The 21,319-nt window shown below is 66.0% G+C and carries 20 protein-coding genes; 9 read left to right on the top strand and 11 right to left on the bottom strand.

From position 1 onward, the window contains the following. Positions 1–124 precede the first annotated feature (124 nt). From AWB82_RS13285 to AWB82_RS37630, 7 genes are all read right to left on the bottom strand, one after another. Complete coding sequence (locus AWB82_RS13285; RefSeq protein ID WP_086967725.1) at positions 125–1,735, bottom strand: rhodanese-like domain-containing protein; 1,611 nt, start codon at positions 1,733–1,735, stop codon at positions 125–127. After that, positions 1,732–3,186 carry an NAD(P)-binding domain-containing protein gene (locus AWB82_RS13280; RefSeq protein ID WP_086967723.1) on the bottom strand — a complete coding sequence of 485 codons (1,455 nt, stop codon included), beginning with the start codon at positions 3,184–3,186 and terminating at the stop codon, positions 1,732–1,734. The genes AWB82_RS13285 and AWB82_RS13280 overlap by 4 nt, the downstream gene beginning before the upstream one ends. A 3-nt stretch (positions 3,187–3,189) precedes the next feature. Then, a complete protein-coding gene (locus tag AWB82_RS13275) occupies positions 3,190–4,074 on the bottom strand; it encodes a transporter substrate-binding domain-containing protein (protein WP_086967721.1) in 885 nt (294 codons plus the stop codon). Between the two features lie 70 nt (positions 4,075–4,144). Further along, complete coding sequence (gene metC, locus AWB82_RS13270; RefSeq protein WP_086967719.1) at positions 4,145–5,335, bottom strand: cystathionine beta-lyase; 1,191 nt, start codon at positions 5,333–5,335, stop codon at positions 4,145–4,147. Then, positions 5,335–5,949 (bottom strand): cysteine dioxygenase family protein, encoded by a 615-nt coding sequence (locus tag AWB82_RS13265; protein ID WP_086967717.1) that lies wholly within the window; start codon positions 5,947–5,949, stop codon positions 5,335–5,337. The genes metC and AWB82_RS13265 overlap by 1 nt, the downstream gene beginning before the upstream one ends. 16 nt (positions 5,950–5,965) lie before the next feature. Further along, positions 5,966–6,799, bottom strand: coding sequence for an amino acid ABC transporter ATP-binding protein (locus AWB82_RS13260; RefSeq protein WP_086967715.1), 834 nt, complete (start codon positions 6,797–6,799; stop codon positions 5,966–5,968). Continuing rightward, positions 6,796–6,933 carry a hypothetical protein gene (locus AWB82_RS37630; protein ID WP_159462583.1) on the bottom strand — a complete coding sequence of 46 codons (138 nt, stop codon included), beginning with the start codon at positions 6,931–6,933 and terminating at the stop codon, positions 6,796–6,798. The genes AWB82_RS13260 and AWB82_RS37630 overlap by 4 nt, the downstream gene beginning before the upstream one ends. Before the next feature lie 227 nt (positions 6,934–7,160). Here AWB82_RS37630 and AWB82_RS13255 point away from each other — a divergent pair, with 227 nt between their 5' ends. From AWB82_RS13255 to AWB82_RS13240, 4 genes are all read left to right on the top strand, one after another. Then, positions 7,161–7,988, top strand: a complete 828-nt coding sequence (locus tag AWB82_RS13255; protein ID WP_086967713.1) for a transporter substrate-binding domain-containing protein — start codon at positions 7,161–7,163, stop codon at positions 7,986–7,988. A 1-nt stretch (position 7,989) separates the two neighbouring features. Continuing rightward, positions 7,990–8,733: an amino acid ABC transporter permease gene (locus AWB82_RS13250; RefSeq protein ID WP_086967711.1), complete on the top strand. Its 744-nt coding sequence runs from the start codon at positions 7,990–7,992 to the stop codon at positions 8,731–8,733. Beyond that, positions 8,723–9,553, top strand: a complete 831-nt coding sequence (locus tag AWB82_RS13245; protein WP_086967709.1) for an amino acid ABC transporter permease — start codon at positions 8,723–8,725, stop codon at positions 9,551–9,553. The genes AWB82_RS13250 and AWB82_RS13245 overlap by 11 nt, the downstream gene beginning before the upstream one ends. Before the next feature lie 84 nt (positions 9,554–9,637). After that, positions 9,638–11,245 (top strand): rhodanese-like domain-containing protein, encoded by a 1,608-nt coding sequence (locus AWB82_RS13240; protein WP_086967707.1) that lies wholly within the window; start codon positions 9,638–9,640, stop codon positions 11,243–11,245. Between the two features lie 75 nt (positions 11,246–11,320). On the opposite strand, the gene AWB82_RS13235 is transcribed toward AWB82_RS13240, so the two are convergent. Beyond that, complete coding sequence (locus AWB82_RS13235; protein ID WP_143756714.1) at positions 11,321–11,701, bottom strand: hypothetical protein; 381 nt, start codon at positions 11,699–11,701, stop codon at positions 11,321–11,323. Positions 11,702–12,120: 419 nt separating this feature from the next. Between AWB82_RS13235 and AWB82_RS13230 the strand changes: the two genes are divergently transcribed. The 5 genes from AWB82_RS13230 to AWB82_RS13210 are packed head-to-tail and all read left to right on the top strand — an operon-like array spanning position 12,121 to position 18,360. Beyond that, entirely contained in the window at positions 12,121–12,864 is a 744-nt protein-coding gene (locus tag AWB82_RS13230) for an SDR family NAD(P)-dependent oxidoreductase (RefSeq protein WP_086967703.1), read from the top strand. A 40-nt stretch (positions 12,865–12,904) separates the two neighbouring features. Next, entirely contained in the window at positions 12,905–14,569 is a 1,665-nt protein-coding gene (locus AWB82_RS13225; RefSeq protein ID WP_086967701.1) for a rhodanese-like domain-containing protein, read from the top strand. Further along, positions 14,566–15,771 carry an LLM class flavin-dependent oxidoreductase gene (locus AWB82_RS13220; protein ID WP_086967699.1) on the top strand — a complete coding sequence of 402 codons (1,206 nt, stop codon included), beginning with the start codon at positions 14,566–14,568 and terminating at the stop codon, positions 15,769–15,771. The genes AWB82_RS13225 and AWB82_RS13220 overlap by 4 nt, the downstream gene beginning before the upstream one ends. Beyond that, positions 15,768–17,105, top strand: coding sequence for an LLM class flavin-dependent oxidoreductase (locus AWB82_RS13215; RefSeq protein ID WP_086967696.1), 1,338 nt, complete (start codon positions 15,768–15,770; stop codon positions 17,103–17,105). The genes AWB82_RS13220 and AWB82_RS13215 overlap by 4 nt, the downstream gene beginning before the upstream one ends. Before the next feature lie 22 nt (positions 17,106–17,127). Then, the gene (locus AWB82_RS13210) at positions 17,128–18,360 is read left to right on the top strand and encodes an SfnB family sulfur acquisition oxidoreductase (protein ID WP_086967901.1); all 1,233 of its coding nucleotides are present in this window, start codon (positions 17,128–17,130) and stop codon (positions 18,358–18,360) included. A gap of 62 nt (positions 18,361–18,422) precedes the next feature. On the opposite strand, the gene AWB82_RS13205 is transcribed toward AWB82_RS13210, so the two are convergent. Genes AWB82_RS13205 through AWB82_RS13195 form a run of 3 tightly spaced genes read right to left on the bottom strand, consistent with a single transcriptional unit; the run spans position 18,423 to position 21,122 of the window. Then, on the bottom strand, positions 18,423–19,424 hold the full coding sequence (locus AWB82_RS13205; protein ID WP_086967694.1) for an ABC transporter substrate-binding protein: 1,002 nt from the start codon (positions 19,422–19,424) through the stop codon (positions 18,423–18,425). A gap of 29 nt (positions 19,425–19,453) precedes the next feature. Next, complete coding sequence (locus AWB82_RS13200; RefSeq protein ID WP_086967692.1) at positions 19,454–20,227, bottom strand: ABC transporter ATP-binding protein; 774 nt, start codon at positions 20,225–20,227, stop codon at positions 19,454–19,456. Then, a complete protein-coding gene (locus AWB82_RS13195) occupies positions 20,214–21,122 on the bottom strand; it encodes an ABC transporter permease (protein WP_086967690.1) in 909 nt (302 codons plus the stop codon). Before AWB82_RS13195 ends, AWB82_RS13200 begins: the two co-directional genes overlap by 14 nt. Between the last annotated feature and the right edge of the window lie 197 nt (positions 21,123–21,319).

Raw genomic sequence — 21,319 nt, 5'->3', positions numbered from 1 at the left:
TTTTTTGCCTTTCCGTGAGACGGCGCGCCGGTTCGTATCCGTCGATACTCGCTTCGGATTACCAAGTAACCTGACCAGCTGCGTCTCGCATTCGGAAAACGAATACCCGCGCCGCTTGTCCCACTCAAAACGGCGCGCGCAGACGATATCCTGCCCGCGCGGGATCGCCGATCTGCGCGGGCAATTGTTCCTCCCATTGCAGATACTTCGTGATCGCCGCGACGTTGCCCTCGTGACGGTCATGCGCCCAGAACAGATAGTCGATGCGAGCATCGTCGGCGGGATGCTGCGGCGTTGCATCGACCGGCAAGCCCGCCGCGCGCCACGCCGCGACGCCGCCGCGCACGCATTCGATGCGCGCATGCGGCAGGCGCTCGCGTAGATCGAGCGCGACGAGCGCCGCGAGCTGGTCGTCATCGCCGAATACGACGGCGAGCTGCTTCTCGCGCAATGTGTCGATAACCGCATCGAGACGCGCACGGTTGATCCACTCCGCGCCCGCCGGATGCGCCTTCCGATATACCGCGCTCGCTCCCGCGACGAAGCCCGCCGCGCCCTCTTCCAGCCGTTGCGCGGCCTCGATCGGATCGATCCACTGCTGCGCCGGGCGCGGCGCTTCGAAGCCGCTGGCGCGTCGCTCATGCACGAGCGAAACGCCATCGAACGGATCGCGCAGCACGTACACGTCGATGCCAAGTTGCGCGAGCCAATGCGCCGTGACGATCGCGCGCGTCCGATGCTCGTCGACCAGCACCGCGCGAGCGTGCCGCGTGCCGATCCAGCGGTCGGTGGTTTGCACGAGCTGGCCGCCCGGCGCATGCACCGATTCCGCGAGATGGCCCGCGTCGAATTCTGCGGCGGTGCGGACATCGTAGAGATACGTCGTGCGCGATGCATCGCGCTGCCACTCGCGCAGGTGCGCGCGATCGATCCAGCGCACATCGAAGCGCGCGGCGAGCGAATCGGCACGCGACTGCGCGGCAACGCCTGGCGGGACATCCGCGAGCGCGGCGGGCAGCGCCCCCGATTCGAGTTCGAAGCCCGCGCGCCGCCACGCCTGCGTGCCGCCGCGCAACGCGAACACCGGATTGCGAATGCCCGCGTTGATGAGCGCCTGCGCCCCGATGATCCCGCGCGTGCGTCCCGCGCACGACACGACGATGGTCCGCTCCGGATCGCCGATATACGCATCGACGAGATGCAGTAATTCCGCGCCCGGCGCGCTGATCGCGCCCGGCACATGGAAGCGCTCGAACTCCTCGGCGGTGCGGCAGTCGAGCACGACGACGCCTGGATCTTCCGCGCGCCGCGCATGCAGTTCGTGCGGATCGAGTTGCGGCGTGTGATACGCAAGCTCGACGAATTCCGCGAACGCCTTGCTCGGCACGTTGACGCCTTCGAAGAGCGTCTGCCCCGCGTCACGCCACGCAATCACGCCGCCTTCCAGCACGGTGACATCGCTGTAACCCAGCGCGGCGAGACGGCCTGCAGCGCGCGGCGCGACATGATGCACGCCGTCGTCGATCAGCACGATGCGCGTCGAGCGGCGCGGCACCGGCGTTTCGATGTCGCGTTCCAGCGTGCTGTACGGCACGTTGATCGCGTGAAGCGGATGGCTCAGGCCGAATTCCCCTTCCTCGCGCACATCGACGAGCGCGATCTCGCGTTCGTCGCCGAGCCAGTCGAGCAACGTGTCGATTCCAATGTGTCGGATGTCGTGTGTCGAAGCGGTCATGAAAGGTCCTGAGCGAGCGGTTGATTCTGTCCCTGCGCGTGCCACACGTTCGCCGCGTAGAGCGTCGTGTCGAAATCGGCGGGAACGTCGGCGTTCAGACGCGCGGCGTGCGCGTCGAAATCGGCGTGAAAGAGATCGCGGCTGATGCGCCGCACGACAGCGGGAATGTCGCGCCTCATGCTCGGCACGTCGCCGACCGGCACGCCCGCGCTGACGAAGCCCGCAGGGTTGTAGACGTGGATGTCGCGCAGCCAGGGCGCCGCGCCCGGCGTCTTTTCCGTATATTCGAGCGCTTCGCCGAGATACGGATGCGCGCCGAGACCCGCATCGGCTTCGGCGGCCGGCGGCGTGTACTGGTCGCGCCACAGGCGCACGTGCGGCGCGATGTCGGCAAGCTCGGGCCGCGCAAACAGCTCGATGAGATAACCCGTGCCCGCGATCGCGAATTCGAACGCGAAGACTTCGCCGCGCACGTTCAGCGCGATGCGATGCGCCTCGATGCGCGCTGCTTCGATGTTCGCGCCCAGATGCAGATGGAAGTTCGCGAAGCGCGTCACGCGCTCGACCGAATCGCGCGGCGGCGTCGAGCCTTCGCGACGAAACCGCCGCGCTTGCGACCAGCGCAGCGCGTCGGGCAAGCCCGGATAATTGTCGTACGCGCCCGGATAGCCGCGCGTGCGCGAGACCGGCTTCGCGGCGAGCACATCGCGGCGCGCGAACAGATGCACATCGGCGGCGCCCGCTTCGAGCGCGGTGGCGGCGGCATCGAACGCGGAGGCCGCCGCGCCGATCACCGCGACGGACTTGCCGTGCAACGCCGCGAAATCGATGGCCTGCGACGTGTGCGCCAGAAACGCGGGCGGCAGATGCGCGAGCGCTTCGGGCACGTAAGCGCGCCCGTTGCCCGCGACGCCATTGCACAGCACGACCTTGCGCGCGGTTTCGACGCGTGTTTCGCCGTCGGCTTCGAGATGCAGACGGAAGTGATTGCCCGCCGGTTCGATCCGCGCGAGACGCACGCCGTAGCGCACCGGAATGTCGAGAAACGCGCGATACCACGCGAGATACGCGGCCCACGTCTTGCGCGGCGCGCGTTCGATCGACTGGTACGCATCGCGGCCGTAACGCGCCTCGTACCACGCGCGAAAGCTCACGCCCGCCACATCGATTTCCGGACCGACGAGCGTTTTCGGCGTGCGCAACAGATTCATCCGCGCGCGATTGAGCCACACGCCCGCGCCCGCCGCATCCGCCGCCGCGTCGATCACGCTCGTGCGGCCGATGCCCGCGCGCCGCAGCGCGAATGCGAGCGCGCAGCCGGTCTGTCCTCCGCCGACGATCAGCACATCGTGATCGATACCCGCGCGCGCGGGCACCCAGTTTTCGGGCGCGGGCCCGAGCAGATCGAGCGCCCGGCGCGCTTCGCCATCCACGTCGAAGAATTCGTCCATGCGTCAGTCCTTGCTCGTGTTGTTTTGCGCGGCGGCGCTTTGAACCGCCGCGCCCGCCTTGCCCGAATATTGCCGATGCCACGCGAGCAGTTGCGGCGACGGCGGCATATGCCACTTGTTGCCTTCATCGATCAGGAATCCTGTGCGATGCCAGTCCTTCACGATGCCGTCGAACGCCGCGACGGTATCGCTCTGCCCCTTGCGCACCCACACCACGGATGGCGATGGAATGAGCTGCGTCCTGATCGGCGATTCATAGTCTTTCCATTCGCCCGATTCGTTGAGCAGCCGCGCCTGAATGCCCGGCGTCACGTGCACCGACGCGACGCACGCGCCGCCGCGCAGCGCGAGCAGCGCCTCAGGCATGCCCTTGAACGCCTTGACCTGCGCGCCGTATTGCTCGATGAGCGGCTTCGTATAGTTGCTGCCTTGCGACACGCACACCGGCTTGCCGCGCAAGTCGGCCCACTCGTGAATGCCCGCGCCTTTGCGCACCATCGCCGAGCCGCCGATTTCCTCGAACGGCGTCGGCGCATAGCTCAGGATTTCGTCGCGTTCCTTCGTGTACTGCATGCTGGCGATGAGCGCATCGACCTTGCCTTGCTGAAGGAATTGCACGCGGTTCGGCGGCGTCACTTCGACGGCTTCGAACTTCACGCCGAGATGCTGCGCGAGACTCTGGCCAAGCTCGACGTTGTAGCCGACCGGCTTGCGCGTCTCGGGATCGAGCGAGCCGTAGGTGCCGTCGAGCACGACGCCGACGACCAGCACGCCGCGCGATTTGATGCGATCGAGCGTGGCGTCCGCATGCGCGATACCCGATACGGCGGCGAGCGCGAATGTGAGAAGCGCAGCGAATCGCGCGCGAGTGCTTGAGCGATGCATCATTCGAATCATCCGGTCGAGAGAACCGGCCGCCATTCGTCGTGAACGGCGCGTCCGGTTGTGAGGAAAAAGCTCAGCGCGCAATGCGCCGGAAAGCCTGCGCGAGATCGCCGATGAGATCGCGCGGATCTTCGAGACCGACGTGCAGCCGCACCACGGGCGCGCTGCCGCGCCATGCGCCATGCGTCGCGAGCCGCGAGGCGGGCGCGATCAGCGCGAGGCTCTCGAAGCCGCCCCACGACGCGCCGATGCCGAAGAGCCGCAGCGCATCGACGAACGCGACGGCGTCGGCGTGAGACGCATCGCGAAAGGCAAACGACACGAGCCCGTTCGCGCCGTGAAAATCGCGTTGCCAGAGCGCGTGGCCCGGATCGGCGGGCAGCGCGGGATAGAACACGCGGGCCACGACGTCGGTTGCATCGGCGAGATAGCGCGCGACGTCGAACGCATGCCGCTCATGTTGCGCGAGCCGCACGGCCAGCGTGCGCACGCCGCGCAATGCGAGCCACGCATCGTCCGCGCCGACGGACAGGCCGAGCGCTTCGTGCGTGTCTCGCAGACGCCGCGCGACATCGCGATCCTTGACTGCGACCGCGCCCTGCATCAGATCCGAATGGCCGCCGACGTACTTCGTGATCGCCTGAATCGAAATGTCCGCGCCGAGTTCGAGCGGCCGGTACAGCACGCCCGCGCCCCACGTGTTGTCCGCCGCGAGCAGCGCGCCGTGTTGCCGCGCGAAGGCGGCGAGCGCGGGCAGATCGATGACTTCGTATAGAAACGACGACGGCGATTCCGCGTAGATGAGCCGCGTGTCCGGGCGCACGAGATCGCCTGGCAAGCCGGCGCTCGCGCTGAAATAGGTGAACGACACGCCCAGCCGATTCAAAAGCGGCTCGATGCGCTCGCGCACCGGGCCGTAGACGCTGTCCTGCACAAGCACGTGATCGCCCGGCGACAGCAGCGCGATGAACGTGAGCGTGATCGCCGCGAGTCCGGACGGCGCGAGCAGCACGTGTTCCGCGTCTTCGAGTTCGCCGAGCGCCGCTTCGAGCGCGCGATGCGTCGCGGTGCCGTGACGCCCGTAAGTCGCAACCGGCTCGCCCGCCTCCCGCCGATGATGCAGCTCGGCGCGCGCGGCATCGCTCTGGAAGCGGACCGTGCTCGTGCGCACGAGCGGCGCGTTGACGGGCGCGGCGCCATCGTCGAACGCGGGTGTGCCCGCATGCAGCACGCGCGTATGCAGATGATCGCTACGCTGCGGCATCAGCCCACCGCCTGCGTCGCGCGCTGCATATGCGTCGCGTTGTAGCGCACGATCTGCCCCGTCTCCGGTTCGAAACCGAGCCGCCCGGTCAGCGTTTCCAGCGGCCGGCCATAGAGATGGAAATGCAGCGTCGGCGTCGCGCCGTTCACGTGGATGCTGTGAATGTCGTCCGGCAGAAACGAGATCGGCGTGCCGGGACGCACGACGACTTCGCGCTCGACTGCGAGTTGCGCGCGATCGGGATCGCCGCCATCGTCGATACGGCGATACACGCGATTCAGTTCCTCGCCCTCGACCGCGACGATGACCGCCCACGTGTCGTGGTTATGCGGGATCGTCGTCTTGCCCGGCAACAGCGAGTTGAGATAAAGCGCGAAGCCGTCCTCGCCCGGATTCAACCGATAGCGCACCGACGTGTCGCCGCTTTGCGCTTGCGGCGGCGGAAAAGCGGCGGCATCGAACAGATCGGCGTGTGCGGCAAGCGCGGCGAGACGTTCGCTCAGGCGCGACAGTGCGGCCCGCGTCAGGCCGTCTTCATCGACGATACGGCGGGCATCGGCGAGCAGCGTCTGGACGGCTTCGTTGCGTCGTTGTTCTTTCAGCGTCGTAGTCATGTCTTGTCAGGCGGAGTTATACGGCGCGCAGCGGCGGATGGCTTCTGTCCTCGCCGCGCGCGCGTTGCAGGAAAAGCCGCGTGCGCTCGTTGCGCGGCTGGCCGAAGAGTTGCCCGGCCGGTCCATGCTCGACGATCACGCCGCGCTCGGTGAAGAACACTTCGTCGCTGATTTCGGCGGCGAAGCGCATCTCGTGCGTGACGAGCACGCAGGTCTGCCCTTCGCCCGCCAGTTCGCCGATGACGTTCAGCACTTCGCCGACCGTTTCGGGATCGAGCGCGGAGGTCACTTCGTCGAAGAGAATCAGGTCGGGACGCATCGCCAGCGTGCGCGCGATGGCCACGCGCTGTTGCTGGCCGCCGGACAGCGCGCCGGGATACGCGTGCGCCTTGTCGGCGAGACGCACCTTGGCGAGCAGCGCGTGCGCATCGCTTTCGGCTTCTTCGCGGCTCTTGCCGAGCACGCGGCGCGGCGCGATCGTCAGGTTGTCGAGCACGCTCAGGTGCGGAAACAGGTTGTATTGCTGAAACACGAAACCCACGCGCTTGCGCAGCGCAATGCGTTCGGCATCGCTTTGCTGCGCGCGCACGTCGATGCCGTCGATATGAATCGAGCCGCGCCGCGGCGTCACGAGACCGTTGATGCAGCGCAGGATCGTCGATTTCCCCGAGCCCGACGGCCCGATGATCGACACGGCCTGCCCGCGCTTCACCGTCAGGTCGATGCCGTTCAACACCGGCCCGCCGCCATAGTCCAGGTGCAAATCGCGAATCGACAACAGCGCGTCCTGCGTGTGGCGGTCGCTGGCGGGCGCTTCGTCGAAAGTCGGAGCAAGCGCGACGCGGTTCATGCGGCCTCCTGTTGCGGGCCGATCGACGACGGCGCGCGTTGCAACGCCGCGAGCGCCTGCGCGCGAGCCCTGGCCGCGGCATTGGGCGCGAGGCCGATGCGCGCGGCGCGATGGGAAAGAATCAGTTGGCTCATCGGCGGGTCCTGTGCAGGTGAGTCAGCGATTCTATGGACCGCTCCCGCTCGCGCGAACCAACGAATGGACACATGCATATCGCTTGAATCGCGATGCGTATCTGCCGCCGCGCACCATTTACTTAGCAGAATCGCTTCGTTCCCGATGAACGCCGATGCGGATAGGGTGATGCGCTGCCCTCGCCTGCCCCGGCATCGCGAGGCCACGCGTCTTTCATTCGATCCGCATGCCAACAACGACCTCACTCAGCCGCTTCGGCGGATTCGTCTTCCTCGCCTCGCTCAGCCTTTCCGCGCACGCCGACGCCACGCTCGATCGCATCACATCGCGTCATGAGATCGACGTCGGCGTGATGATCGCGGGCAGTCCGTTCGGCTCGCTCGATCCGCAGACGCAGCAGCCGCGCGGCATCAACGTCGACCTCGCGAACGACATCGGCAAGAAACTCGGCGTGAAGGTCAATCTCGTGTCGGTGCAGCCGTCCACGCGTGTGCAGTTTCTTCAGCAAGGCAAGGCCGACATTCTGATCGCGAACATGGAGTACACGCCGCAGCGCGCCGAGATTCTCGACTTCGTGCCGACGCCGTATTACCGCGTCGGCGGCACGGCGATCACGCCGAACAACAGCGGCATCACGCGCTGGGAAGATCTGCGCGGCAAGCCGGTGTGCATCTCGCAGGGCAGCAGTTATATCCGTCCGATTGTCGAGCGCTACGGCGCGGTGCCGCGCGCGTTTCCGGGCGCGTCGCAGTCGCTGCTCGCGCTGCGCGGCGGCAGTTGCGTCGCGGCCGTGCATGACGCCGCGCCGCTGCTTTATCCGCTGCAACAGCACGATCCCGAATGGCGCGACTACCGCACGCTGCAGCCGGAGTTGATCCCGGCGTCGTCGGTGATCTGGGTGCGGCAGGGCGAAAAGGACACGGCGGCGAAGCTGAACGGAATCGTCGAGGACTGGCATCGCAGCGGCTTTCTGATCGCGTCCGAAGCGAAGGCCGGTTTGCCGCCGTCGCCGGCGCTCGTCGAATGGCACGCCAATCTGCCGAAGGGACCGTGAGATGAACGCATCGCTGCATTCGATTCTCGCCTCCACCGCGCGTGCGGGATTCGATTTCCGCTTCCTGCTCGATGCCTACGAGCGCGATCCGTTTCTGCACGGCATCGTCGTGAGCATCGAGATCATCGTCGCGACGATGGTCGGCAGCGCGATCGCCGGGCTGGCGCTGCTTGTCGCGGTGCGCGGCCGGCGCATATGGCTCGCGAATGCGGCGCGCGCGTTCATCGAAACCACGCGCAGCACGCCGACGCTCGTGCAGTTGTATTGCGCGTTTCTCGTCGTGAACATGCTGATCACGCAATGGCTGCAAATGCATCACGCGGACAATCCGTTCAAGCCGTTTTTCTGGATCGTGCTTGTGCTGTCGCTGCACAAGGGCGCGTTTCACGCGGAAGCGTTGCGCGCGGGATTCGATGCGCTGCCCGCGCAAACCATCGAAGGCGCCGTGTCGCTCGGGCTGGATCGGACGAGCCGCTTCTGGCGCATCGAACTGCCGCTCGCGCTGCGCACCGCGTTGCCCACGCTCGTGAATAACGCGGTCGAACTGGTGAAGGCGTCGGCGCTGGCATCGGCGATTGCGGTCGGCGACATCACCTATCAGTCGATCATGATCTGGACGCAACGCGACAACGTGCTCGCGCTCATGGTGCTGATTCTCCTGTTCTACGGCGTGCTGACGTGGCTCGTGAGCCGCGCGGGGCGCTGGCTGGAACGCCGTCTATGGGTGCCCGGCTATGGCGCATGACACGCTCGCTTCTCCTTCGGTGATCGCCGCTTCGCGCGGCAAAGCGCGGCCACTTTCCGGCGTTACGTCGGGCACGGCCGCGATCCTCGGCGTGCTCGCGTTCGGCGCGCTGCTCTGGGCGATCGCGCCCGAGTCCGGCTCGCGCATCGACACGCTCAAACAACTCGTCGAATGGACGCCCGCGCTCGCGCACGGCTTCTCGCTGAACATCCTCATCAGCCTGGGCGCGGTGACGATCGGCACTGTAGTAGGCGTCGTCGCGGGCGCTATAGCGTTGTCGCGCTCGTTCGCGGGAAGCATCGCGCGATGGTCGATCCAGGCGTTTCGCAACGCGCCGTGGCTCGTGCTGATCTACTTCACTACCTACGTGTTCCCCTTCGAGTTCACGGTGTTCGGCACGACGCTGCCGTTCCCCGACTGGCTCAAGGTAACGCTCGCGCTTGCGCTGCCCGCGAGCGCGAACATCGCGGAAATCTTTCGCGGCGCGGTCGCTTCGACGCCGACGACGCAATGGGAAGCCGCGCAATCGCTCGCTTTCTCGCGCCGTCAGGTGCTCGTGCATATCGTGCTGCCGCAATGCGCGCGCCGCATGCTGCCGCCGTGGACGAACGTGTACGCGATCATCACGATGGGCACGGCGCTGTCGTCGCTCGTCGGCATTCACGATCTGATCGACACCGCGCAGATCGCGAGCAGCACGGTCGCGCGCTCCAGCTTCACGGTGCTCACCTACGTCGCCACGCTCGTCATCTTTTTCGCGTATTGTTATCCGATATCGCGCTTCACGCGCTGGCTCGAACGCCGCGTGAACGTCCAGTGATTTTTCACGACTCGATGACGCAGACGCTTGCCGAGTACGACGCGCGTCATACCGCATGAAACTCATCACATTGAATCCGCCAGAATGACTTCTTATCCGTGGCGCACGTATGAAGACGTGCGCGAAACGCTGCTCGCCAAACGCGAAATCGCCTTGCTCGACGTGCGCGAGGAAGATCCGCATGCGCAGTGTCATCCGCTGTTCGCGGCGAATTTTCCCCTTGCCCGCATCGAACTCGACGCCTACACGCGCCTGCCGCGCCGCGACGTGCCCGTCGTGCTGCTCGACAATGGCGAAGGACTCGCGGCGCGCGCCTTCGACAAGTTCGTCGCGCTCGGCTTCAGCCAGGTCGCGCTGCTCGCGGGCGGCCTCGACGGCTGGATTCGCGCGGGCGGAGAAGTCTTCCGCGACGTCAACGTGCCGAGCAAGGCGTTCGGCGAATTCGTGGAAGCACAGCGGCACACGCCTTCGCTTTCGGCCGAAGCGCTCGACGCCTTGCAGAAGAGCGGCGAGGACATCGTCGTGCTCGACGCGCGCCGTTTCGACGAGTACCGCACGATGAACATTCCCGGCGGCGTCAGCGTGCCGGGCGCGGAACTGGTGCTGCGCGCGCGTGCGCTTGCGCCCGATCCGGCGACGCGCATCGTCGTGAACTGCGCGGGAAGGACACGCAGCATCATCGGCGCGCAGTCGCTCGTCAACGCGAAGCTGCCGAATCGTGTCGCGGCGCTGCGCAACGGCACGATCGGCTGGACGCTCGCGGGAAAGACGCTGGAGCACGGCAGCGAACGGCGCTTCGATAGCGATGCAGGACGCGATCCGCATAACCTCGAAGCATCGCGCGAGTCCGCGCTCGTGCTGGCGACCCGCGCCGGCGTGCGCCGCACGTCGCTCGACGAAGCGGCGCGCTGGGCCGGCGGATCATCGCGCACGACGTATCGCTTCGACGTGCGCACGCCGGATGAATACGAAGCCGCGCATGCGCCCGGCTTTCGGGGCGCGCCGGGCGGACAGCTCGTGCAGGAAACGGAGATGTTCGCGCCGGTGCGCGGCGCGCGCGTGGTGCTCTTCGACGACGACGGCGTGCGCGCGAACATGACCGCGTCGTGGCTCGCGCAGATGAACATCGAAACCTGTGTCGTCGATGGCGCGAGTCGCAGCGACCTGACGGAAGCCGGCGCGTATCGTCCCGAGCGGCCGCAGCCCGCGCCTTCACCGACGATTTCGCCGCAGGCGCTCGCCGCGCTTCTCGACGATCCATCGAACGGCGTCGTGCTGCTCGACGTCACGCCAAGCGCGAATTTCGTGAAGTCGCATCTTCCGGGCGCGCACTGGATTCTGCGCTCGCATCTCGCGCCCGGTTACGACGATTTGCGCCATCTGCCCGACGCGAGGCATTACGTGCTGACCTGCGGTTCCGGCACGCTGGCTGCGTTCGCTGCCGCCGATGTCGCCGCGCTGACCGGCAAGCCCGTGTCCGTGCTCGAAGGCGGCAATGCGGCGTGGACGCGCGCCGGCCTGCCGACCGAAGGCGGCGAGGCGAAGCTCGCGTCACCGCGCATCGATCGTTATCGCCGTCCGTATGAGGGCGTAGGCAATGCACGCGAAGCAATGCAGGCGTATCTCGACTGGGAATACGGCCTTGTCGCGCAACTGGACCGCGATGGCACGCATGGCTTCTTTGTGATCTGAAGATGGTGCGCGAGTTTGCGCGCGAGGATCCTGGCGTTCGCTCGGAGGACGTGAAGCGAGCTTGTTACAGGCTACTTACAGGCCGTCGGGTTCGACAGTCAGCGTGTCGAACTCCACCGCGATCGCGAAACCGGCTGTCGGATACAAGATGACTGCGTTATCGGCAACCCGTTTGCTCTTCAGAGAGTTCTCGAACAGTTTCGCGGCCAGGCGCTCCGTTTCGGTATCAGGCTTCACAGGCTCAAGCGACAGCACGATGTTGACGGTGCCGCCACCTTCGATGCCTAGACGCGTCATGCCGTGGAACGTGACGATTACGCGACGATCGACGAGCCTCATCTTCAGAACAAGCGTATCAGGACAGTCCGGGTCATCGTCACTGTGCAGCGCGATGGCATCTACGTGCCAATCGTGGAAGAAATCAAACGACTCAAGCCTCTTGTGAATGTTGGTCAAATTACACCTTCAGCGTGGAAAAATAGATACGGGCCAACCTTGGTCACGCTTGAGTCCATCCCAGTTGTGCGCGTGAGGATTGGGCTGTCCATGATGAGCGTCGAAGTCGATGTCTACGGCCGCCGTCCCGCTGCCGCCAAACATGCGCCACTGCTTCTTTCGACCTCTCAGACTTCTTATCGAGAGCACAGAATAAACGTGGCTTTCGATTGGGGCGTGGAAAATTGTCGGTGTGCGCGGCATCGCGCCTCGCAAACCAACTTAATCAGCTAAGCAAATTGAACGTCGCTGAAAAGCGCATCGCGCATGCCGTGGATATCTCAGCGGACCCGCCATGCAAAGCTTTCGCGAAATGATCCGTTTGCCTTGGCGACGCGAGGAACGAACATGGAGAGCTTTCATCCCTTCTACTTTCGTCCATGTCCAGTCACGACCAGTTCAATGACCGGGTTTTTTGGGTCACAGGCGCATTCGGCGCGCTCGGCGCGGCCGTCGTGCGAAGACTCGCCTCCAATGGCGCGCATGTAGTCGCGTCCTCGCGCAACATCGACGCCCCGCTTTTCGTGGATCTGCCTCGCGTAGTCCCGCTTTCCGTGGATGTCAGCGACGACCGCCGCGTGCGTGAGGCCTTCGCGCAAATAGACGAACGCTTCGGGCGTCTCGATGGCCTCGTGCTCAGCACGAACGTCGGCGCGTTCGGCGACTTTCTCGACCTGAGCGACGACGACTGGCAGCGCGTCATCGATGCGAAGCTGCTCGGCTCCGTGCGGCCGATCCGCGCCGCGCTGCCGCGCTTCATCGCGCAGGGCAAGGGCGCGATCGTCGCGATTTCCGGCCGTGGCGGCATTGCGCCGCCGCCGAATCATTTTCCCGGTTCGAGCGTCAATGCCGCGCTCGACCTGCTCGTGCAGGGCCTCGGGCGCAAGTACGGGCCGCACGGCGTGCGCGTCAACGCGGTCGCGCCCGGTCCTATCGAGTCGCCGCGCTTTGCGTCGATGGCGACCCGTCAGGCCGATGCCGAACCCACGCGTCTCACCGCGCTCGACGGCCCCGGCACGCCCGACGATGTTGCGGCAGCGGTCGCGTATCTGCTCTCCGACGATGCGCGCTTCGTGACCGGCACGCGCCTCTACGTCGACGGCGGCGGCCCGCCCTACGCCTGATTTTTTCGATTCCGCTCCCTATTTCAAGGACTTTTCGCCCATGTCCCGTTTCGTGTCCGCCGCGCAGTTGCGCACGCTTATCGCTCAACGCTCGGAACTCGCCGTGCTCGACGTGCGCGAGGAAGGCGTCTCTGCGCGTAAGCGCCTGTTCTATTCGTCGGTCGCGCCGGTGGGCCGCCTCGGTCTGTTGATCGATCGCCTCGTGCCGCGCCGCGGCGCGCCCGTCGTGCTCGTCGATACGAAGGGCGAGTACACGCCGCGCGCCGCCGCCCTGCTCGAACGCTGGGGCTATACCGACGTAGCGATCCTCGAAGGCGGCGTCGAAGGATGGGCGCAGGCGGGCTTCGAGATCTTTTCGGGCACCAACGTGCCGGGCAAGGCATTCGGCGAACTCATCGAGCACAAGCTGCATACGCCCAACATCGACGCCTTGACGCTGAAGGCCCGCCAGGATGCCGGCGACGATCTCGTCGTGCTCGATTCGCGCCCGTTCGGCGAATTCCACACGATGAACATTCCCGGCGGCATCGATTGCGCGGGCGCGGAACTCGTCTATCGCGCGCTCGCGGCCGCGCCGTCGCCGGACACGCTCATCGTCGTGAACTGCGCGGGCCGCACGCGCAGCATTCTCGGCGCGCAGTCGCTGATCAATGCAGGCGTGCCGAATCCGGTCGCCGCGCTCACGGGCGGCTCGATGTCGTGGCTGCTCGAAGGCCTCGAACTCGAACACGGCAAGATCCGCACCGCCCCGCGCCCCGAAGGACAGGCGCTCGCGGCCGCGCGCGAACTCGCCGCCGCCGCCGCGCGCCGCGCGCACGTGCCGGTCGTCGATCGCGACACGCTCGCCGCGCTCGAACGCGAAAGCGGCGAACGCACGCTGTATCGCTTCGACGTGCGCGATCCGCTCGAATACGAAGCCGGTCATCCGGCGGGCTGGCAAAACGCGCCCGGCGGACAACTCGTGCAGGCGACCGACGAATACATCGGCACGCTGCACGCGCGCGTCGTGCTGCGCGACGACGACGGCGTGCGCGCGCGCATGACGGCATCGTGGCTCAAACAGCTAGGCTATCTCGATGTCCGCGTGCTCGACGATGCCGCGAGCGCAGCGCTCGTCGCCGAGCACTTCGAAGCCGGCGCGCAAGCCGTGCGCGTGCGTCCGCACGGCGCGCGCACGCGCTGGATCGAAGCCGATGAACTGTCGCGCGCGATCGAAGCGGGCACGGTGCGGACCATCGATATCGACAGCAGCCTCGCGTTTCGCCGCGCCCATGTGAAAGGTGCGCGCTTCGTCGCGGCGAGCGCCCTGCCCGCGCATCTGAACGATCTGCCGCGCGATACGCCGCTCGTGCTGACATCCGAAGACGGCGTGCTCGCGGGCCTCGTCGCGGCGGAAATCGCGCAGACGCGCAGCGACGTGTCCGCGCTCATCGGCGGCACGCGCCGCTGGCTTGCGCTCGGCCTGCCGCAGGACGCGGGCGACGCCGACAACGTGACCGGCGACGACGACGCGTGGTACAGCCCGTATCACGCGCAGGCGGATCAGGTCGCCGCGCAGATGAACGCGTATCTCGCATGGGAACTGCAACTCGTCGAGCAGGTGGATCGCGATGCGATCGCGTCCATCGACGTGCTCGACTTCGAAACGTCCACCGCGCGCCGCAGCCGCGAACGGCTCGCCGAAATCGCGGAGCGTGTTGCATGAGCCCGACGTTCGACGGCGCATCGAGCCCCGCGGACATCGAAGGCAGCCCGCTGCACGCGGCGTTTCAGCAGCCGCTGATTCTCGGCCTTTTCCTGCCGATCCAGAACGGCGGCTGGTCCATTTCGACCCTGCCGCGCGGCACCGACTGGCGCTTCGACTACAACGCGCGCCTGACGAAGCAGGCGGAAGCGCTCGGCTTCGATCTCGTCTTCGGGCTCGCGCAGTGGCTCGGCAAAAACGGCCACGGCGGTCACATGAAGTATCGCGAACAGTCGCTCGATGCGTTCATCGCGACGAGCGCGCTGGCCGCGATCACCGAGCGCATTCTGCTGATCTCGACGGTGCACGCGCTGTACGGCCCGTGGCATCCGCTGCATCTCGCGAAGTTCGGCGCGACGCTCGATCACATTTCGAACGGGCGCTGGGGCATCAATCTGGTGACTGGCCACGTCTCCACGGAATGGGCGATGTTCGGCCAGCCGATGATCGAGCACGACGAGCGCTATGCGCGCGCGGCGGAATTCGTCGGCGTGCTCGACACGCTCTGGCGCAGCGACGCGAACCTGACGATCCGCACGGCGCACTGGCAGCTCGACGATGCCTTCGTGAGCCCGCGCCCGCGCTATCGCCGTCCGGTGCTCGTCAATGCGACCGGCTCGGATGCGGGCATCGACTACGCGGTGCGGCACTCCGACCTCGTTTTCATCACGAGTCCGGCGGGCGCGGATTTCGACGATGCCATCGGCGCGTTGCCCGCGCATACCGCGAAGATTCGCGACGGCGCGGCGCGCTTGAAGCGGCGCGTGCGCACGCTGATCAATCCGACTATCGTGTGCCGTCCGACCGAACGCGAGGCGCACGCGTATCGCGATGCGATCGTCGCGCACGCCGATGAAGGCGCGCTCGACGGCTTCGTCGGACAAGGCAGCCGCAGCGATGCGAAAGCGTGGGCGAAGCACAAGCGCGAGCAACGCATTCTCGGCGGCAATCTGCATCTGATCGGCTCGCCCGAGCAGATCGTCGACAAGCTGATCGCACTCAAGCGCGCCGGCTGCGACGGCGTGCAACTGACCTTCTTCGACTTCGAACCCGATCTCGCGTATTTCGGCGAAGCCGTGCTGCCCCTGCTCGTTCAAGCGGGCCTGCGTCACGAGCGCACCGATTTCGCTCATGGATCCACCTCTCTTCACACGACGATATGACCACCACGCGGCCACGGCAACTGCATCTGAACACGAACATCACCGGCGTAGGGCGTCATCCGGCGGGCTGGCGCGCGCTCGACAATCCGCGTTCGATCATCGATCTGGACTTCTTCAAGGCGATCGCGACGACCGCCGAGCGCGGCAAACTCGATGCGGTGTTTCTCTCCGACACGCTGTCGCTGCGCAATCACGCCGAAGGGCCGTCGCAGGCGCTGGAACCGACCGTGCTGCTGACCGCTCTCGCGGGCGCGACGCAGCATGTCGGCCTGATCGCGACGGCATCGACCACGTTCAACGATCCGTTCAATCTCGCGCGCCGCTTCGCATCGGTCGATCATCTGAGCGGCGGGCGCATCGCGTTCAATGCGGTGACGACCTACGATACCCACGCCGCCGCGAACTTCAGCCACGACATTCCGCTCTCGACCGAAGAGCGCTATGCGCGCGCGCAGGAGTTCGTCGAAGTCGTGACGAAGCTGTGGGATAGCTGGGAAGACGATGCCTTCGTGGCCGACCGTTCGTCGGGCCGCTATACCGATCCGTCGCGCGTGCATGCGATCGAGCATCGCGGCAAGTACTTTTCGGTGCGCGGGCCGCTGACCGTGCCGCGCAGTCCGCAGGGGCGGCCCGTGCTCGTGCAGGCCGGCTCGTCGGAAGGCGGACGCGCGCTTGCCGCACGCTTCGCCGACGCCGTTTTTACCGCGCAAACCACGCTGCCGACCGCGCAGGCTTTCTATACGGAGATGAAAGAACGCGTGCGCGCGCATGGCCGCGATCCCGATCATTTCCTGCTGCTGCCGGGGCTGTATCCGGTGATCGGCGGAACGGAGCGCGAGGCGCGCGAACGCAAGGCCGAACTCGATGCGCTGCTCGATACCGAGCGCGAAATCGCCCGGCTCGCGGGCGCGCTCGGCCTCGCGCCGGACGACCTGTCGATCGATGCGCCCTTGCCCTACGACCTCATCGGCAAGGTCGCGCGTTCAGATCTGCCGCGCGGCTTCATCGACTCGACCGTCGCGCTCGCGAAGAGCGAGAACCTCACGGTGCGCGATCTGCTCGACCGCAATCCGGGCGCGCACCGGATGATCGTCGGCACGCCCGAGCAGATCGCCGACGATATCGAGCAATGGTTCGAAGCGCGCGGCGCGGATGGCTTCAATCTCAACGCCGATGTATTTCCTTCGGGCCTCGCGGCCTTTGTCGATCACGTCGTGCCGATCCTGCAGCGCAAGGGCATTTTCCGCCGCGAATACGAAGGCACGACGCTGCGCGATCATCTCGGCCTGCCGCGACCGGCCAGCCTGTATGCGTCGTCGGCGCATGCCGCATGAATACTACGAGGACACTGACTGCATGAGCCAGGACACGCAACGCACGCGCGCGGCGACCATCCGCTCGGACGATCAAGCTATCGAGACCGCGCGGCGTCTCGCCGCCGAATTCGCCATCGACGCCGCCGCGCGCGATCGCGAACGCCGGCTGCCGCTGAACGAGATCGAAGCGTTCAGCGCGAGCGGTTTGTGGGGCATCGGCGTGCCGCGCGAATTCGGCGGCATCGATGCCTCCGTGCGCACCATCGCGCAGGTGTTCGACACGATCTCGGCGGCGGACTCGTCGCTCGGACAGATTCCGCAGAATCACTTCGCGACGCTCGAACGTCTGCGTCACGACGGCTCGCCAAGTCAGCAAGACTTCTTCTTTTCGCGCGCGCTCGCGGGCGAACGCTTCGGCAATGCGACCGCCGAGCCGGGCGACCGTCTGCCCTCGGAACACGAAACGCGCGTGCGCCGCAACGCGAACGGCGGCGGCTTCGTGCTGACGGGCCGCAAGGTCTACTCGACCGGCGCGCTCTTCGCGCACTGGATTCCCGTCGCCGCGCGCGATGACGACGGCCTTCCCGTCACCGCCTTCGTCGCGCGGCATGCGCGCGGCGTCGAAGTCATCGACGACTGGTCGGGCTTCGGTCAGCGCACGACGGCAAGCGGCCAGGTGCGGCTCGACGAAGTGGAACTCGATGCGCTGCAGATCGTCGCGCGCGGACGCCACGCGAACATCGATACGGCTAATGCGGTGTCGCAACTGATCCATGCGGCGATCGATCTCGGTATCGGCCGCGCATCGCTCGACGAGACCAGGCGCTTTCTGCGCGCGCTTGCGCATCCGGCGCGCGGCAGCGGCGCATCGCACGCGACCGACGATCCGTACACGCTGCGCGATATCGGCGCATTGACGGTCGATCTGCATGCGGCCGAGGCGCTGACCGCGCGCGCGGCCACGTCGATCGATCTGGCGCGCGACAGGGACGCGCCGCGCGAGGCCGTCGCTGCCGCCATCGTCGCGACGGCGGAAGCGAAGATCGTCACGACGCGTTTCGCGCTCGCAGCATCCAGCAAGCTCTTCGAACTCGCGGGCACGCAAGCGACGCTGTCCGAACACAATCTCGACCGGCACTGGCGCAATGCGCGCACGCATACGTTGCACGACAGCGTGCGGTGGAAGTATCACGCGGTCGGGCAATATTCGTTGAACGACCTCGTCTGCGATCCGTTCACTTACGCGAACCCTTATACGAAGCTCGACGGGTAAGACAAAGGGCGTGCCTTCGAGATGAAAGGCACGCCCTTTTGTCGTCATGGCGATGCGAAGATTCAGTGCGACGCGACGGCCTGCTTGTCGAATACCGGATTGAATTCCACGTCCACCTTGATCTGATTCTTGATATCGCCGGACTTGTAGAGCGTGTCCGCGATCTTCTGCTCGCGCGCCACCAGTTCCTTGTCGAGCGGATAGAACAGCGAACGCCCGTTTTCAGCGGAGAATTTCGCGCGCGCCGGGCTTTGCTTCATCTTCTCCAGATAGATCTTCTCGACCGCCGGCACGTTCTGCGCCCACCACGTCCACGAGTTCTTCAGGCGGCCGAGGAAGTCGCCGAGCGCCTCGCTCTTCTTCGGATCGCGCAGCACGTCGGTGCGTGCGGCGAACACGGACAACGCCGGAATATCAAGTTCGTCGCTCTTGATGATGACGCGCGCATCGCCCTTGTCGACCGCTTCCTTGACCGGGCCGAAGCCGCCCGAATAGACCGCGACCTGCCCCGCATTGAACGCGGACGCGGACACGTTGCCGTCGCCGAACTTGACGGCTTCGAAGTCCTTCGGCTTGAGTCCGGCCTTCACATACGAAAGCACGTATTGCAGATAGTTGAAGCCGCCGAAGTTATAGCCCCACGTCTTGCCCTTGAGATCGGCGAGACTCTTCACGTCGGCGTTCTTGCGCACGACCGTGACGATAGGCGGATAGCTGTTGTCCGGATTGCGCCAGCCCGCGACGATCTGCAAGGGCGCGCTCTCGGCCGTCCAAGGCGTGCGCGCATTGCCCTGTTCGATGATCAGCGACGTATCGCCCATCAAGCCGACGTCGAGCACCTTCGAATACAGCGCGGACAGTTGCGCCGCCGGACCGGTCAGCACGGCCCATTTAACCTTGTACGGCGTGCCGTCGAGTACGTGCGACGCTTCGACGATCAAAGGCCATGCGGCATCCTGCGTTCCGATGGTCAGCGTCAGCGGCTCGTCCTGTGCGAACGATGCCGGCGACCCCGCGACGAAACTCGTGGCGAATAAAGCGATGAAGCGTTTCTTGATGCGCATGAAGGTGTGGTCTGAGTGAATGAAAGTATTTATGCCGCGTTTCTTGATGCGGCTTGCAATGCATCGTCATCGACGCCGAGTTCCGCGAGCAACCGCGCGCGCAAGGCAATAGCCTGCTCGTCGCCGCGCGAACGAGGACGCGGAAAATCGACCGTGACGTCCGCGCTGATCTCGCCTTGCGACAGCACGACGATGCGATCGGACAACAGAATGGCTTCGTCGATATCGTGCGTGACGAGCACGACCGCGGGCGTATGCGCGCGCCACAAACGCGCGACGAGTTCGTACATGCGGATGCGCGTCAACGCATCGAGCGAGGCGAAGGGTTCGTCGAGCAGCAGCAGCTTCGGCTCGCGCACGAGCGCACGCGCGAGCGCGACGCGTTGCGCTTCGCCGCCGGAAAGCGTCTTCGGCCAGCCTTCCGTGTGGCGCGAGAGGCCCACTTCGTCGAGCGCGGCGAGCGCGGACGGCTTCGCCGCGCTCAGACGGTCGTGACCGATGACGACGTTTTCCCATACGCGTTTCGCGGGCACGAGACGCGGCTCCTGAAACACGACGGAACGCGCGCCCGCGACGCGCACGCGACCGGCATCGGCGCGATCGAGTCCGGCGAGAATGCGCAACAGCGTGGTCTTGCCCGCGCCGGATGCGCCGAGCATCGAGACGAACTGGCCGCGTTTGATCGTGAGCGATACGTCCTTCAGCACCGCGCGCCCGGAAAACACGCGGCTCACGCGGTCGAGTTCGAGCGCGGATTCGCGCTGCTGCAACGCGTTGAAGCGTTCGATATCAGGCGAGTTCAAAGCGCGGCCTCCACGGCAGGGCGAGATGTTCGAGCGCGCGCATCACGAGATCGGTGACGATGCCGAGCGCCGCATACACCAGGATGCCCGCGATGATGATGTCCGCGCGCTGGTTCTGGTTCGCGTTCACGAGGATGTAGCCGATGCCGTTCTGCGCGTTGATCTGCTCCGCGACGACGAGTGCGAGCAAGGCGACCGCGCTCGCGTAGCGCACGCCGACGAGAATCGACGGCAGCGCCGTCGGCAAGATGATGCGCAACGCCACTTGCCGGCTTGAGAGCCCGAACACGCGCGCCGCTTCGAGCAGCTTCGGATCGACGCCGCGCACGCCCGCGTAGGTGTTGAGATACATCGGGAAGATCGTGGCCGCTAGGATCACCGCGACCTTGGCGCCTTCGCCGATGCCGAACCACGTAATGAAGAGCGGAATCAGCGCGATGAACGGAATGGTGCGCAGCATTTGCAGCGGCGCATCGACGATCTCTTCGCCGACGCGCCACAGGCCCGCGAACAGTCCCGCCAACAGACCGATGCCGCCGCCGATGGCAAGGCCCGTCGCCGCGCGCACGAGCGACACGCCGATCGCGCTTTGCAGTTCGCCGTCCGCGATCAGTTCCTTCAATGCCGCGACGATGACGGTGGGCGGCGGCAAGGTCTCCGGCGTGACGAGTTGCAGCGACGATGCAAGCTGCCACAAGACGATCAACGCGAGCGGCACGCCGATGCGCAGACCGCGCGAGCGCAACGCGCTCCGTTTGAGCCCCGTGGCCTGCGCCGCTTCGCGCGTCGGCAGATCGACGAGCGCGCGGGCATCGCCTGGTCGCGGGTCGTCCCGTTTGGGCGACGCGCCGGCATCGAGCCGCAGCGCGGCAGAAGGATAGCGGGGAACGTTCATAGGCATTCGGGCGGGAATCAGGCGAAAAAGATTGAACGAACGATGGTACGTTCGCGCCCGCCGCGATCAAACGAAGCGTTTCCCAGATGCTATGCGCAGCCGCGCGAATATCTATCGCTGGGCGGCCTCAAATCTGAAGTGCAACACCTGTTTCGTATAAGGTGTTGCGATGCACGAAAAGACCCAGTATCAACAGC

Origin of the sequence: Caballeronia glebae (assembly GCF_001545035.1) — a bacterium.
GTDB lineage: Bacteria > Pseudomonadota > Gammaproteobacteria > Burkholderiales > Burkholderiaceae > Caballeronia > Caballeronia glebae.
The sequence above is the reverse complement of the archived record's forward strand: the minus strand, read 5'-3'. Positions and strand labels throughout refer to the sequence as shown.

Coding starts and splice junctions, on each gene's coding strand:
- AWB82_RS13210 (WP_086967901.1), top strand. CDS start 17,128: ATGAGCCAGGACACGCAACGCACGCGCGCGGCGACCATCCGCTCGGAC.
- AWB82_RS13225 (WP_086967701.1), top strand. CDS start 12,905: ATGTCCCGTTTCGTGTCCGCCGCGCAGTTGCGCACGCTTATCGCTCAA.
- AWB82_RS13250 (WP_086967711.1), top strand. CDS start 7,990: ATGAACGCATCGCTGCATTCGATTCTCGCCTCCACCGCGCGTGCGGGA.
- AWB82_RS13240 (WP_086967707.1), top strand. CDS start 9,638: ATGACTTCTTATCCGTGGCGCACGTATGAAGACGTGCGCGAAACGCTG.
- AWB82_RS13285 (WP_086967725.1), bottom strand. CDS start 1,735: ATGACCGCTTCGACACACGACATCCGACACATTGGAATCGACACGTTG.
- AWB82_RS13205 (WP_086967694.1), bottom strand. CDS start 19,424: ATGCGCATCAAGAAACGCTTCATCGCTTTATTCGCCACGAGTTTCGTC.
- AWB82_RS13255 (WP_086967713.1), top strand. CDS start 7,161: ATGCCAACAACGACCTCACTCAGCCGCTTCGGCGGATTCGTCTTCCTC.
- AWB82_RS13275 (WP_086967721.1), bottom strand. CDS start 4,074: ATGATGCATCGCTCAAGCACTCGCGCGCGATTCGCTGCGCTTCTCACA.
- AWB82_RS13195 (WP_086967690.1), bottom strand. CDS start 21,122: ATGAACGTTCCCCGCTATCCTTCTGCCGCGCTGCGGCTCGATGCCGGC.
- AWB82_RS13260 (WP_086967715.1), bottom strand. CDS start 6,799: ATGAACCGCGTCGCGCTTGCTCCGACTTTCGACGAAGCGCCCGCCAGC.
- AWB82_RS13215 (WP_086967696.1), top strand. CDS start 15,768: ATGACCACCACGCGGCCACGGCAACTGCATCTGAACACGAACATCACC.
- AWB82_RS13265 (WP_086967717.1), bottom strand. CDS start 5,949: ATGACTACGACGCTGAAAGAACAACGACGCAACGAAGCCGTCCAGACG.
- AWB82_RS13245 (WP_086967709.1), top strand. CDS start 8,723: ATGGCGCATGACACGCTCGCTTCTCCTTCGGTGATCGCCGCTTCGCGC.
- AWB82_RS37630 (WP_159462583.1), bottom strand. CDS start 6,933: ATGAGCCAACTGATTCTTTCCCATCGCGCCGCGCGCATCGGCCTCGCG.
- AWB82_RS13280 (WP_086967723.1), bottom strand. CDS start 3,186: ATGGACGAATTCTTCGACGTGGATGGCGAAGCGCGCCGGGCGCTCGAT.
- AWB82_RS13230 (WP_086967703.1), top strand. CDS start 12,121: ATGTCCAGTCACGACCAGTTCAATGACCGGGTTTTTTGGGTCACAGGC.
- AWB82_RS13220 (WP_086967699.1), top strand. CDS start 14,566: ATGAGCCCGACGTTCGACGGCGCATCGAGCCCCGCGGACATCGAAGGC.
- metC (WP_086967719.1), bottom strand. CDS start 5,335: ATGCCGCAGCGTAGCGATCATCTGCATACGCGCGTGCTGCATGCGGGC.